A 12,327-nucleotide genomic window follows, 5' to 3' on the forward strand; every position below is an offset into this window, starting at 1 on the left:
GACGGCGTCGACTACGGCCTGCTGCCCTACCGGCCCGGCGTGCTCACCCTGCAGCGCTGACCGGATGACCCGCTCCTGATCGAGCACCGGACGCCCTCGGCCCCGGCGTGAGCCGAACCGGCCGAGCGTCATCACGGACTCGATCAGGACCGGACGGCTCCACCTCGGGCGGGCTCGGCACCACCGCGCCCGCCCGTACCATGCCCGGGCCCCTGCACCGTCCTGATCGGTCGTTCGGCGGTTCTGCCGGCCGGGCCGCCTATGATCCGCTCATGTCCGACTTATCGGCGGGGCAGCGGATCGCCGGGGCGGGACTCTCGGGGGAGTGCTGGGCCATCGGGGGTTCGGCGTTACCGGGAAGTCCAGCTGAAATTTACAGCGGTGTACGTCGGGGACCAGCGGTTCGAGCCCGTCGTCTTCCTTTCTGTTGACGCCCTCCGGCCTCCTATCTAGCGTGAGGCATCCGTGGGTGATTCGCATCTATTTTGTTATCGCTAACAAGCGGCGCACGTGAACGCCCGGCCCAGCGATTCAGGTCTAGTGATGGGACATTTCATGGCACTGAGCATGGCGTCTGATGGTCGCGCGTCAGGTCCATCGCGGAGCGTCCGGTCGTCGCGCCGGTTGCTGATCGTCCTGGTGTCGGCCGCGCTCGCCGTGGTGGCCGCCATCGTTCCCGCGCCGGCGGCCAGTGCCGCCACCGGCCAATTCCGCGGCATGAACTGGGCCGTGCTGGGCGACAACTTCAGCACTAGCACGCTCGTCGTACAGGGCCTGAGCCAGTCCGACAGTAACGCGACGGTACGGGCCAAGGCCAACTCGCTCTACGACCACATGGAATACATCATGGGGGTGAACACCGTCCGGTTGCCCATCAACACCCACACGGTGGCCAACACGACCTGGTGGAACTCCTACCGCGGTGCCATCGACGCCGCCACCGAGCGGGGATTCAAGGTCATCCTGGCCTACTGGGAGGACGGCGCGGCCTCCGGCGGCCGGATCACGAACCTCGGCGCCTGGAACTCGATGTGGTCCACGGTGACCAATACGTACGGCTCGAACGGCAACGTCTACTTCGAGCCGATGAACGAGCCGCACGGTTACTCGTCGGCGGACTGGCGCAACGTGGCGGCGAACTGGCTCAGCACTCACACCAAGGCGGTGCCGAGCCGGGTGCTCATCGGCGGCACCGGCTTCAGCCAGGACCTCCGGGACATCTGCAACGACAGCCGCTTCAATTCGACGCTGCTGTCCTTCCACTACTACGCCTTCTTCTACAGCGCGATGACCTACGACGCCTTCCGCGGCCACATGCAGACGCTGCTGGGCAACTGCGCCTCCCGCGCGGTCGCGACCGAGTTCGGGGCACCGATGTCCGATGGCCGCAACTACGGCGACCCGAACAGCACCGACAACTTCGTGCGCTACCTCCGCGCCATGGCCCAGGTCATGCGGGACAACCAGATGGGCGGCACCTACTGGCCGGCCCTCGGTGGCAAGATAACCGCGGGCCTCGGCTACGACCACTACTCGATGTACGCCCTCGGCGGCAGCGGTACCAACCTCACCTTGGCCGTCCGCAACCAGTCCGGTGCCGACCGGGTCCGCTACGGCTGGGGTGACACCGTCGGCGACACGCCTTCGCCTTCGCCCTCACCTTCGCCCTCGCCGCAGCCGGAGACGTTCTACCGGATCGACGCGCGCCACAGCGGCAAGGCCATGGACGTCCAGCAGGCGAGCACCGCCAACAGCGCACGCGTCGACCAGTACACCTACGGTGGCAACCCCTGGCAGCAGTGGCGATTCCAGGACGCCGGCAGCGGCTACTGGCGCATCGTCAGCCGCCACAGCGGCAAGTGCCTGGACGTGGTGGGCGCGTCGACCGCCGACGGCGCCGAGCTCATCCAGTACACCTGTGGCACCGGAACCAACCAGCAGTTCCAGATGGTCACCAATGGTGGCTACTTCCAGCTGAGGGCACGACACAGCGGCAAATGTGTGGACGTACCCGCCGCGTCGACCGCGGACGGCGTGGTCATCAAGCAGTACACGTGCAACACCGGCGCCAACCAGCAGTGGTCGCGCACGGCCGTCTGACGGCCGTCTCGACGTGATCGCGGATCCGCGATGACCCCTCCCCGGTGCCGATCTCGCGCCGTGCGCTCGGCGCCGGGGATCCGGATCGCGGCGTCGTGCGGCAGGCCCGAGCTGCGGTGTCGGGCCTGCCACCGGTCCGTCTCCTCCCGGTTCTACTTCAGGAGCCTCCGCATGGTGCGGATCTCCGCCGACTGGCCGGCGATGATGGCGCCGGCCATCCGCCTGGCCGGTTCGTAGACGCCGGCCCCCAGTTCCTCTTCGGCCATGGTGATGGCGCCTTGGTGGTGCTGGATCATCATCGTCAGGAACGCCCGGTCGAAGGCCGCGCCCTTGAGGCCTTCGAGCTGCTTCATGTCCTTGTCGGACATCATCCCGGGCATGGCGTGGTCCATCTGGCCTATCGACGCACCGTCTTCATCGGGAGCCGGCACGCCCCAGCTTTCGAGCCAGCCGGTCATGGTGCGGATCTCCGGCCCCTGGGCGGCTTCGATCCGCTCGGCCAGTTCCTTGACCTCGCGGCCGGCGCGCTTCGCGGCGGGCTTCGCCATGTCAAGGGCCTGGCGGTGGTGCGGGATCATCATCTGCGCGAACCAGATGTCCCGGTCGTTGTGGTCCGCGGCCGGGCCGGTGGCCGGAGCGGAGGAATGGGCGGGCGTCGTGGACATGGGCGACGCGGGGAGCATGTCGTGGGTGGCGGTCTCCGGGGCGGCGCAGGCACCGGCCAGCAGAACGGCCGACACCACGGCAGCGGAAATGACAGCACGCTTCATTACGAACACTTTCGGTGTGCGGGTGGGTACAGGTCGCCAGAGCCCGGCGGCGGGCAGGCCGCCGGGTGCGCCTTCTACACCCGGATCACGCAGAGCTGTGCGCGGGTCGGTCCACGGGGGCGGGCAGTAGGTCCGCGCGGCGGGAACGGCTGGGCGAGCGGCCGGATCGGCGCGGTGAGAAGGCCGCCCGCACCGGCGATGACCAGGAGGAGCGGCAGCACCGGCCCGCCCGGCAGGAAGGTGAGACAGACCTCGCCGCCACCATGCTCCTGGTGGGGGAACCCGGGAGCGTCGCCGTGCCGGCCGTGGGTTCCCGCCATCGGCATCGCCCGATCACCGGCCTGAACGGCCGGCGGGGCCAGGACGCTCGCGGCCGGGAGAGGCCCGGTCGTGGGCTGGAGCCCGTGCATGGCGATCAGCCCGCACAGCAGGGCGGCGAGCAGTAGCAGCCCGCTCAACGGAGCGAGCCTGCGCGTCACACCTCCCGTGGTCACAGCGAACACGGTACCGAGGAGTCGGCACCCTTCGGAGATCGCCCTGAAATGTGCCGAGAGTGGGCGGTCCTCGATCCAGCGGTCCACGACCTGGAACGCGCCCTGAATCCCTCGGATGCCGAGATCGCAGGGGGACGAATGTCGACCGGCCCCGCGTTCGTTCACCTCCGCCGGGACGGAACGAAGGAGGACACACCCCCTAGGGGTATGCTACATTCCGATTTGCTTATACCCCCCTAGGGTAAGGAGGCGCAGATGTGCACGGCATGCGCGCCCACCGGCGGGGCCGGTCCGATTCGGTATCACCCCAACCCCTAGCGCATCCTCCCACTGTGCGGCGGATGCGAAGAACAGGAGGGCGGCATGAACGCCGTCGATCCACGCAGGTGGCGGGCATTGGTCGTGCTCGCCGCCGCCCAGTTCATGGTCATCATGGACACCTCGATCATCGGTGTCGCGCTCCCCGACATGCAGCGCGACCTGGGTTTCTCCCCGGACGCGCTGCAGTGGGTCTTCAACGCCTACGTCATCGCGTTCGGTGGCCTGCTCCTGCTCGGAGGCAGGCTGTCCGACCTGTTCGGCGCCCGGCGGATCTTCGTCGCCGGCTGGCTCGTCCTGATCGCCGGGTCGGCCGTCGCCGCCGTCGCGAGCGACCCCTGGACCGAGATCCTCGGCCGCGGCGTGCAGGGCGTCGGTGGCGCGCTCATCGCGCCCGCCTCGATGACCCTGCTCATGATGCTCTTCTCGCACGATTCCCGGGAGCTCGGCAAGGCCATGGCGCTGTACGGCGCCGCGGCGCCGGCCGGCGGCACCGCCGGGGTGTTCCTCGGCGGGATCATCACCGAGTACCTGAGCTGGCCATGGGTCTTCATCGTCTACATCCCGATCGGCGTGGCGACCCTGCTGGCCGTACCCGCGCTGCTGCCCGCGGTGGCCGGCCGGCGCGGTTCGGTGGACGTGCTCGGCGGCGTGACCGTCACCGCCGGGATCGCCCTGGCCGTGTACGCGATCGTCCGGGCCCCGGAGCAGGGCTGGTCGTCCGCCGCGACCCTGCTGGAACTGGCGGCGGCGGTCGTGCTGCTCGCGCTGTTCCTGGTCATCCAGCGCGGGGTGCGGGAACCGCTCATGCCGCTCGGCATCTGGCGCACGCCCGGACTGGCCGTCGCCAACCTGGCGATGGCGCTGCTCGGGGCGGCCTGGATCCCGATGTGGTACTTCCTCAATCTCTACCTCCAGCAGGTGCTGGGCTACAGCGCGTTCCCCAGCGGCGCGGCACTGCTCCCGATGACCATCGTGATCATGATCTTCATGGTCGGGCTGACCGCCCGGTTGCTCGGCCGGTTCGGCGCCAGGCCGCTGATCGGCGGCGGGCTCGCCGTGCTGGCGGCGGGAGTGGCCGGGTTGTCACTGGTCCGGGCGGACGGCACCTTCGCCGTGGACGTGCTGCCCGCCTCGCTGGTGGCGGCGGTCGGCATGTCGCTGGCCTACATCCCCGCGATGATGTCGGCGATGTCCGGTGCGCGGCCCGAGGAGAGCGGGCTGGCCTCCGGCATCGTCAACACCACGTACCAGATCGGCTCGGCCCTCGGCCTGGCCGTGATGACGGCGCTCGCCACCGCGTGGACGGCTCCCGGGACCGGCCCGGCCGCGCTCACCGGCGGCTTCCAGGCGGCCTTCCTGGGCGCGGCCGTCGTGGCGGCGGCCGGAGCGGTGCTGACCTTGCTGCTCATGCGGCGCCCCGCGGCCGCGACGCGGACCGCGGTGGCGCAGGTGGAAAGCCCGCCCGGGCAGACCACGGGCACGCCTCGCTGACGAATGGTCGAAGGGCTGATCCTCGCCGGCGATCAGCCCTTCGACCGCCGGTCCCCCTGGAGCCGGCCCGAGCGGGTCCACCCAGGGCGCCGTCGCGGTGCCGCGAGGTCGCAGCGGCGGGCGTCAGCCTGGCTCATCGGCCCGGCCCGGCCCGCGCAGCCGGCGCAGCGTCAACCCCTCGCCCTCGGGGTCGAGTTCACGGGTGGCCCGCTTGAACAGGTACTCCGCCCGCTCATAGGACAACCGCCCCCGGCCGGTGTGCGGGCACAGGTCGCGGCCGGCCGCCCGGGCCGGGCCGGGCCGGCGATCGGTGAGGAACAGCGGGCCGCGACGCCGCCCGGCGATGAGACCGGGGAGCAGTCGCGCGGCTCCCGACCGCCACGTCACCCAGCGCACGCCGCCGGCCGCCGCGCCGTCGCCGGCCCTTGGCGTGGTCACCCGGCCCCGCATGGCGTCGAGGTCGAGGTTCTCGACGTCGAGCGCCAGCACCCATCGAGCCGGGGCCGCGCTCTCGTGGAGCACCGTCCATAGGACACGCTCGCGCAGCGCGAGATCGCCCCGCTCCAGCAGGGCCGCCAGGCGTCGCGGATCGACGGGGCGGGTACGACCGCGAGGTTCCGGCCGGCGGCGGAGCCCGGCGGCCAGGTCGCTGGTGAGCAGGCCGCGGTCCGGCCGCCCCGCCCACGCCGTGAAAGAGCGTACGGCGGCGCGGTGCCTGTTCCAGGTCGCGGCGGCCGCGGTGCCCCACGCGTCGGCGAACGCCTCGGCGACCCGCGCCGGGGTGACCGCCGGCAGCGGGGCGTCGCCGCCGACGTACCGCAGCAGCCGCGTCAGCGTCTGGCCGTACGACCTGACGGTCTCGGCGGTCAGGCCGGGGCCGGCGAGGAAGGCGGCCACCACCTCGGCGAACGTGACCGCCGGTGCCCCGGAGGGCGGCAGGGCCGTCTCCTCGCACTCCGCCGCCCGCCGCAGGAGGATGGCGTGCTCCGGGCCGTTTCGGGTGAGAGATGCCGCGCGCTCGAACTCGGCGCGCGCCTCGCCGTACCTGCCGAGCCGGGCGAGGAGGTCCCCGCGCACGGCGGCCGTGAGGTGGTACCTCCGCATGGCCGGCTCGGCGACCAGCTCGTCCACCAGCACCAGGCCCGCCGGCGGGCCGTGCGCCATCGCGATCGCGACCGCCCGGTTGAGCCGGACGACCGGGGTGGGCAGCGACCGCACCAGGACCTCGTACAGGGCGACGATCTTGGACCAGTCCGTCTGCTCGGCCGCACGTGCCTGGGCGTGGCACGCGGCGATGGCGGCCTGGAGCATGTACGGCCCGGGAGGACCGCCCGCCGCCCGGGCGCGGAGCAGCGCCGCGAAGCCCCGCTGGATGAGGAGCCGGTCCCAGCGCCCGCGGTTCTGCTCCTGGATCGGGACCGGCTCCCCGGCCGGGCCGGTGCGCGCGGCCGCGCGCGACTGCTGGAGCTCCATCAACGCGACCAGGCCGTGCACCTCGGTCTCGTCCGGCATCAGTTCCGCCAGCGACCGTCCGAGCCGCAGCGCCTCCACGCAGAGGGCGGGGCGCGTCCAGTCGTCGCCCGAGGTGGCCGCGTATCCCTCGTTGAACACCAGGTAGACGACCTCGAGAACCGAGGCCAGCCGGGCGGCGCGCTCGGGGCCGTCGGGGACCTCGAAGGGGATCCGCCTGGTGGCGAGCGTCCGCTTAGCCCGCACGATCCGCTGGGCCAGGGTGGCCTCGGGAACGAGGAACGCCCGCGCGATCTCGTCGGTGCGCAGCCCGCCGACCAGCCGAAGCGTCATCGCCACCCGGGACTCGGTGGCCAGCACCGGATGGCAGGAGACGAACATCAGGCGCAGGACGTCGTCGCCCACCTCGCCGTCGAGCGCGTCCAGCGCCGTGTCGATCTCGCGATCGCCCGGATCCTCGCGGTTCGTGAGCTCGTGGGCGAGCTGCTCGTGCCGCCGGTCCAGCCGCACGTCGCGCCGCAGGTGGTCGATGGCGCGGCGCTTGGCGATGGCCATCAGCCAGGCGCCCGGATTGTCCGGCACGCCCGACCCGGGCCACTGCTCGAGCGCGGCGAGGAGCGCGTCTTGGGCGAACTCCTCCGCCAGGCCGACATCGCCCGCCATCCGGGCGAGACCGGCGATGATCCTCGCGGATTCGAGCTTCCATACGGCGTCCACCACACCGTGGGCGTACCGGGACGTCACGCGATAGATGACAGCACCGCCCCGTCCCGGTACGCAACCCGCAAGCCCTCGCCCCGGGCGGTAACCCGCGAGTCGACTTCCCACCGGCCCGGCCCGGCCCGGGCCGGTGGCGGGGATTCAGCGGGGGTCGAGATCCGGGCCGTGTACCTGCTGGATGCGGCCCTGCCCGTCACCGACGATCTTGAAGAACCGCCGGGAGAGCTCGACGGCCTCCTCCGTGGACCGCGCCTCGATGAGCGCGAAGCTGACGATGCTCTCCTTCGCCTCCGTGAAGGGCCCGTCGGTGACCGTGATCTGCCCACCGGAGGACGAGACGTGCAGGCCGGGCTCCAGCCCTCCGGTGGCCAGCAGAACACCTGTCCTGACCATCTCCTCGATCAGTGCGCCCATCTCCGCCTCGAGCTTGTCGTCCGGTGCGGCGACGCCGGCCAGCGTGGTCATCAGGAATCGCATCGGTGTTTCTCCTTCGGGTGGTTCGGTCAGCGGCCCGTTCGGGCTCACCAACGCATCGAACGGCCACCGTACATATCGACGCACCTGGCGAGAACCCCTGGTGACCTGCCCGTTCCCGTAGATGTGACAGGTAATGCCCCCTCGCCAGGGATGCGCGCGCGACTTACGCTTTGTCGATCGACGCCGGCATCGGGAAGAAGACCCGCTGCCATCTCGGGGCGGTGAGAGAGGTTGGCGATGGACACGACGTTCTGGGACGAGACGGATCGGCTGCTGATCCGCTACGGAGGCGGCTTCACTCCGCGGATCATCGAACGTGCCGCCGGTGCGTACGTCTTCGATCGGCAGGGCACGCCGATCCTCGACTTCACCTCGGGACAGATGAGTGCCATCCTCGGCCACGCACACCCCGATATCGTGGCCACGGTCTCGTCCGCGGTCGCGTCACTGAACCACCTCTTCAGTGGCATGCTCAGCGCACCCGTGCTGGAGCTCGCCCGCCGGCTCACCGCGACCCTGCCGCCGGCGCTCGGCAAGATGTTGCTGCTCACCACGGGAGCCGAGGCGAACGAGGCCGCGATCAAGATGGCCAAGCTCTGCACCGGCCGCTTCGAGATCGTCTCCTTCGACCGATCCTGGCACGGCATGACCCAGGGCGCCGCGGCGGCGACCTTCTCCGCCGGGCGGCGCGGCTACGGCCCGCCGATGCCGGGAAACCTCGCGCTGCCCACGCCGAACGCCTACCGTTCGCCGTTCCGGTCCTCCGACGGGTCACACGACTGGGAGGCCGAACTCGCCTACGGGTTCGCCCTGGTCGATCAGCAATCCGCCGGCAGCCTCGCCGCCTGCCTCATCGAGCCCATCCTGTCCTCGGGCGGGATCATCGAACCGCCCCCCGGGTACCTGCGTCGCCTCAGGGAGATGTGCGACGAGCGCGGGATGCTGCTCATCCTGGACGAGGCGCAGACCGGCCTCGGGCGCACCGGAGCGATGTACGCGTTCGAGCGGGACGGGGTCACACCCGACATCCTGACGCTGTCCAAGACCCTGGGCGCCGGACTGCCGGTGGCGGCCGTCGTCACCACCGCCGAGATCGAGCAGGTCTGCCACGATCGGGGGTTCCTCTTCTACACCACCCACGTCTCCGACCCGCTGGCGGCGTCCGTCGCGCTGACGGTCCTCGACGTCATCGAGCGCGAGAACCTCGTGGCACGCGCCGCGAAGCTGGGCGATCGGCTCACCGACCGGCTGCTCGCGCTCCGCGACGGCTACGAGGTCGTCGGCGACGTCCGAGGCCGCGGCCTGCTGCAGGGCCTCGAACTCGTCACGGACAAGAAGAGCAAGACGCCCGCCGACGAGCTGGGCAAGGCGATCACCGCCGCCTGCCTCGACCGGGGCCTGCACATGAACATCGTCCAGCTACCGGGCATGGGCGGCATCTTCCGCATCGCCCCGCCCCTCACGATCACCGACGACGAACTGCACGCCGGCCTGGACATCCTCGAAGCATCCCTCAAAGCCGTACTCGCCACCGCCAGGTGAACCCAGGTGATCGACCTGCTCAGTAGTGGTAGCGGGCCTGGAGGATGACCAGCTCGTTGTCACGGGGAAGGTAGACGAGTCGGTGCTCTTCGGTGATCCTTCGGGACCAGGCGCCCTGGAGGGCGTGTTTGAGTGCTTCGAATTTGCCGATGCCGGTATAGGGGTCGCGCAGGGTGTCTTCGATGAGCCGGTTGATGCGCTTGAGGATCTGCCGGTCGGTGGCGAGCCAGGAAGTGTAGTCCTCCCATGCCTCAGGGGTGAAGGACAGCTTCACGGCTCCTCGTCGAGGTCGATGAGCGCGCGGGATTCACGCTCCCCTTCGAGAGCGTGCTGGTAGGAGGCGATGAGACGGCGCATGTTGGCCGGGGAGCGCAGCAGATGCGCGGTCTCTTCGAGCGCCTCGTATTCCGCGGCGGGGACGAGGTAGGCGCGGTTGTTCTTGGCGACGATCTCCACGGCGGTACCGTCGTCGTTGACCTCGTCGATGACGACGCTGCCTGGTGGCTTTATCGGATCCACAGCCTGCGGTGCCACCACGGACCTCCCGGATCGGCGAAAGGATCGGGCAGCGTACGCGCGAACGCCATCATGTCGATCGGACGCACGGCCGCGGCGAGGACGCCGGCCGCTCTCGGCGGCAGCGCGCGTACGGCCTCCTCGATCACGTCGCGGGTGTACGGCGGGTCGGCCCACGTGTGGCCGACCTCCAACATCATGAACTCAGGCGAGGCGTATGGAGCACAGCGCGCGTGTTGTTTCCACGCCCCCAGGGCACGCTCAACGGCGTCTTTATCCAGCTTCTTCTTCTCTATGGCCCTGACCTGCCGGTATATGGACAAGGGCAGGATCGACCGCGAGGGCCAGAGACGACCCGGTGAACGCGGGTGCAGGGGCAGTTCCGCCCGTATGGCGGCGGGGCGCCTACGCGGCATGACCCTTTCTGTGGAGCCTCATGCGGCACATCTTCGACCGGGCCGAGCCCGATCGTCAAGCCACTTCGCGCGCCGGATCGCGGCTGGGAGCAGATTCGCCCCGTGATCCAGGACGGCGCCGTGGCCATGGATCGAATCTTCAAGGGGGATGATCCAAAGGCATAGTCACGCAGTTGGACACTCAGAAGATCAGAAGGGCCACTTCCGATGATCGAAAGTGGCCCTCTAGCTGGTACTTCTGGGTCGGGGTGGCGGGATTTGAACCCACGGCCTCTTCGTCCCGAACGAAGCGCGCTGCCAAGCTGCGCTACACCCCGGTGCACGGTCGCTCATTCGTGCAGGCTCGAGTCTAGCGGACTTTGGAGGTGCTCGCGTCACCGAATCGGGGCCGGATGGATCAGCGGGCGGGACGGCGGGGGACCAGGGTCAGCAGGGTGGCCTCGGGCGGGCAGGAGAACCGGGCCGGCGCGTAGGGCGAGGTGCCGAGCCCGGCGGAGACGTGCAGCCAGGAGGTCTCGTGGCGGCTCAGGCCCTTGACCCGGGCGCGGTCGATGCCGCAGTTGGTGACCAGGGCGCCGTAGAAGGGGACGCACAGCTGGCCGCCGTGGGTGTGCCCGGCCAGCAGGAGCTGGTAGCCGTCGGCGGCGAAGCGCGACATGTTGCTGGGCTCGGGGGAGTGCATGACGCCCAGGCGCAGGTCGGCGTCGGCCGCGGCCGGGCCGGCGATCTCGTCGTAGCGGTCGCGGTTGATGTGCGAGTCGTGGATGCCGCCCACGAAGATCTCGATGTCGCCGGCCTTGATCCGCGCGGTGGTGTTGTTCATGTCCAGCCAGCCCGCGGAGGTCATGCCCGCGCCGAGCTCGGCCCACGGCAGGTCGGGGGTGTGCCGGCCGGAGTCGTTCTTGGAGGTGCGCCACAGGTAGCGGGCCGGGTTCTTCGGCCGGGGCGCGTACAGATCGTTGGAGCCGTAGACGAACAGGCCGGGGCGGTCCAGCAGCGGCTCGACGGCGTGCAGGTAGGCGGGTACCGCGTCCGGGTGGGCGAGGGTGTCGCCGGTGTTGACCACCAGGTCGGGGCGCAGCGCGTCCAGCGAGCGCACCCAGTTGATCAGTCGGGTGCGGCCCGGGGTGAGGTGCAGGTCGGACAGGTGGAGGATGCGTACCGGGCGCTGCCCGGGCTGGAGCACCGGGACGTCGAACCGGCGCAGCCGGAACCAGTTGCGCTCGATGATCGACGCGTAGCCGAGCCCGGCGGCGCCGAGACCGAGCAGGGACAGCGGAATTGCGGCGGCTTTCCTCACCTCTTCATCATGCCCGAGCCCGGGTGATGCCGCTGCCGGGCGGGAAGGCCGGGCCGGATGGGCCGGCGACCGGGCAGGGCGCGGACGCGGGGCCGGAGGTAATGGGGACGATCGGGGGACGGCGACACGGCAAGATGGTGGCCATGAGTTCTTTGAAGGACAGGCTGAAGGCCGACCTGACGACGTCGATGAAGGCGCGGGACGAGCTGCGCACCCGGACGCTGCGGATGGCCCTGGCCGCGGTGAGCACCGAGGAGGTCGCCGGGAAGGCGGCCCGGGAGCTCTCCGACGACGAGGTCGTCAAGGTGCTGACCCGGGAGGCCAAGAAGCGCCGGGAGGCGGCCGAGGCGTTCGGCGGTGCGGGCCGGGCCGAGCAGGCGAAGGCCGAGCAGGACGAGCAGGCCGTGCTGGAGGAGTACCTCCCGGCGCAGCTGAGCGACGAGGAGCTGGACCGGCTGGTGGCCGAGGCCGTCGCCGAGAGCGGCGCCGAGGGGCCGAAGGCCATGGGCCAGGTCATGAAAGTGCTCAACCCGAAGGTGGCCGGCCGCGCCGAGGGCGGCCGGGTCGCCCAGGCCGTCCGCGCCCGCCTGGCCGGCTGAGCCCCGGCATGGCCAGGCTGAGCCCCGGCCTGTCGGGTTGAGCCCTGGCCTGTCGGGTTGAGCCCTGGCCTGTCGGGTTGAGCCCTGGCCTGTCGGGTTGAGCCCTGGCCT

Annotated in this window: 12 protein-coding genes, 1 tRNA gene and 1 pseudogene; 4 read left to right on the forward strand and 10 right to left on the reverse strand. The window is 70.6% G+C overall.

Annotation, left to right across the window (positions count from 1 at the left end):
• Positions 1-624: 624 nt before the first annotated feature.
• Positions 625-2,100: an RICIN domain-containing protein gene (locus Sru01_RS34450; RefSeq protein ID WP_203994913.1), complete on the forward strand. Its 1,476-nt coding sequence runs from the start codon at positions 625-627 to the stop codon at positions 2,098-2,100.
• 152 nt (positions 2,101-2,252) lie between these two features.
• On the opposite strand, the gene Sru01_RS34455 is transcribed toward Sru01_RS34450, so the two are convergent.
• Complete coding sequence (locus Sru01_RS34455) at positions 2,253-2,870, reverse strand: DUF305 domain-containing protein (RefSeq protein WP_203994914.1); 618 nt, start codon at positions 2,868-2,870, stop codon at positions 2,253-2,255.
• 74 nt (positions 2,871-2,944) lie between these two features.
• Positions 2,945-3,328 carry a DUF6153 family protein gene (locus Sru01_RS34460; protein ID WP_203994915.1) on the reverse strand — a complete coding sequence of 128 codons (384 nt, stop codon included), beginning with the start codon at positions 3,326-3,328 and terminating at the stop codon, positions 2,945-2,947.
• A gap of 399 nt (positions 3,329-3,727) precedes the next feature.
• On the opposite strand from Sru01_RS34460, the gene Sru01_RS34465 reads away from it, so the two are divergent.
• On the forward strand, positions 3,728-5,176 hold the full coding sequence (locus Sru01_RS34465) for an MFS transporter (RefSeq protein ID WP_203994916.1): 1,449 nt from the start codon (positions 3,728-3,730) through the stop codon (positions 5,174-5,176).
• Positions 5,177-5,299: 123 nt separating this feature from the next.
• Here the strand turns inward: Sru01_RS34465 and Sru01_RS36665 are convergent, their stop codons facing one another.
• From Sru01_RS36665 to Sru01_RS34475, 3 genes and pseudogenes are all read right to left on the reverse strand, one after another.
• Positions 5,300-6,076 (reverse strand): site-specific integrase, encoded by a 777-nt coding sequence (locus tag Sru01_RS36665; protein ID WP_373869564.1) that lies wholly within the window; start codon positions 6,074-6,076, stop codon positions 5,300-5,302.
• 51 nt (positions 6,077-6,127) lie between these two features.
• Positions 6,128-7,390 (reverse strand): annotated as a pseudogene (locus tag Sru01_RS36670) (RNA polymerase sigma factor); the annotation flags it as partial.
• A 117-nt stretch (positions 7,391-7,507) separates the two neighbouring features.
• Positions 7,508-7,843 carry a YciI family protein gene (locus tag Sru01_RS34475; RefSeq protein WP_203994917.1) on the reverse strand — a complete coding sequence of 112 codons (336 nt, stop codon included), beginning with the start codon at positions 7,841-7,843 and terminating at the stop codon, positions 7,508-7,510.
• Between the two features lie 237 nt (positions 7,844-8,080).
• Between Sru01_RS34475 and Sru01_RS34480 the strand changes: the two genes are divergently transcribed.
• Complete coding sequence (locus Sru01_RS34480) at positions 8,081-9,385, forward strand: aspartate aminotransferase family protein (RefSeq protein WP_203994919.1); 1,305 nt, start codon at positions 8,081-8,083, stop codon at positions 9,383-9,385.
• A 19-nt stretch (positions 9,386-9,404) separates the two neighbouring features.
• On the opposite strand, the gene Sru01_RS34485 is transcribed toward Sru01_RS34480, so the two are convergent.
• The 5 genes from Sru01_RS34485 to Sru01_RS34505 all read right to left on the reverse strand — a co-directional run bounded on the left by Sru01_RS34485 (position 9,405) and on the right by Sru01_RS34505 (position 11,617).
• Complete coding sequence (locus tag Sru01_RS34485) at positions 9,405-9,659, reverse strand: Txe/YoeB family addiction module toxin (RefSeq protein WP_203994921.1); 255 nt, start codon at positions 9,657-9,659, stop codon at positions 9,405-9,407.
• On the reverse strand, positions 9,656-9,904 hold the full coding sequence (locus Sru01_RS34490; protein ID WP_203994932.1) for a type II toxin-antitoxin system Phd/YefM family antitoxin: 249 nt from the start codon (positions 9,902-9,904) through the stop codon (positions 9,656-9,658). Before Sru01_RS34490 ends, Sru01_RS34485 begins: the two co-directional genes overlap by 4 nt.
• On the reverse strand, positions 9,892-10,101 hold the full coding sequence (locus tag Sru01_RS34495; RefSeq protein WP_203994933.1) for a hypothetical protein: 210 nt from the start codon (positions 10,099-10,101) through the stop codon (positions 9,892-9,894). Before Sru01_RS34495 ends, Sru01_RS34490 begins: the two co-directional genes overlap by 13 nt.
• Positions 10,102-10,560: 459 nt before the next feature.
• Positions 10,561-10,634: transfer RNA gene (locus tag Sru01_RS34500), tRNA-Pro, on the reverse strand.
• A gap of 80 nt (positions 10,635-10,714) precedes the next feature.
• On the reverse strand, positions 10,715-11,617 hold the full coding sequence (locus tag Sru01_RS34505) for a metallophosphoesterase (RefSeq protein WP_203994934.1): 903 nt from the start codon (positions 11,615-11,617) through the stop codon (positions 10,715-10,717).
• A 143-nt stretch (positions 11,618-11,760) separates the two neighbouring features.
• Between Sru01_RS34505 and Sru01_RS34510 the strand changes: the two genes are divergently transcribed.
• Positions 11,761-12,216: a GatB/YqeY domain-containing protein gene (locus Sru01_RS34510; protein ID WP_203994936.1), complete on the forward strand. Its 456-nt coding sequence runs from the start codon at positions 11,761-11,763 to the stop codon at positions 12,214-12,216.
• The last annotated feature ends 111 nt before the right edge of the window (positions 12,217-12,327 follow it).

This window comes from Sphaerisporangium rufum (assembly GCF_016863395.1).
GTDB classification, from domain to species: Bacteria; Actinomycetota; Actinomycetes; order Streptosporangiales; family Streptosporangiaceae; genus Sphaerisporangium; species Sphaerisporangium rufum.

Bases quoted from the DNA above. Each gene is read 5' to 3' on its own strand.
- Sru01_RS34455 (WP_203994914.1), bottom strand. From the start codon at position 2,870: ATGAAGCGTGCTGTCATTTCCGCTGCCGTGGTGTCGGCCGTTCTGCTG.
- Sru01_RS34465 (WP_203994916.1), top strand. From the start codon at position 3,728: ATGAACGCCGTCGATCCACGCAGGTGGCGGGCATTGGTCGTGCTCGCC.
- Sru01_RS34475 (WP_203994917.1), bottom strand. From the start codon at position 7,843: ATGCGATTCCTGATGACCACGCTGGCCGGCGTCGCCGCACCGGACGAC.
- Sru01_RS34480 (WP_203994919.1), top strand. From the start codon at position 8,081: ATGGACACGACGTTCTGGGACGAGACGGATCGGCTGCTGATCCGCTAC.
- Sru01_RS34495 (WP_203994933.1), bottom strand. From the start codon at position 10,101: ATGATGTTGGAGGTCGGCCACACGTGGGCCGACCCGCCGTACACCCGC.
- Sru01_RS34510 (WP_203994936.1), top strand. From the start codon at position 11,761: ATGAGTTCTTTGAAGGACAGGCTGAAGGCCGACCTGACGACGTCGATG.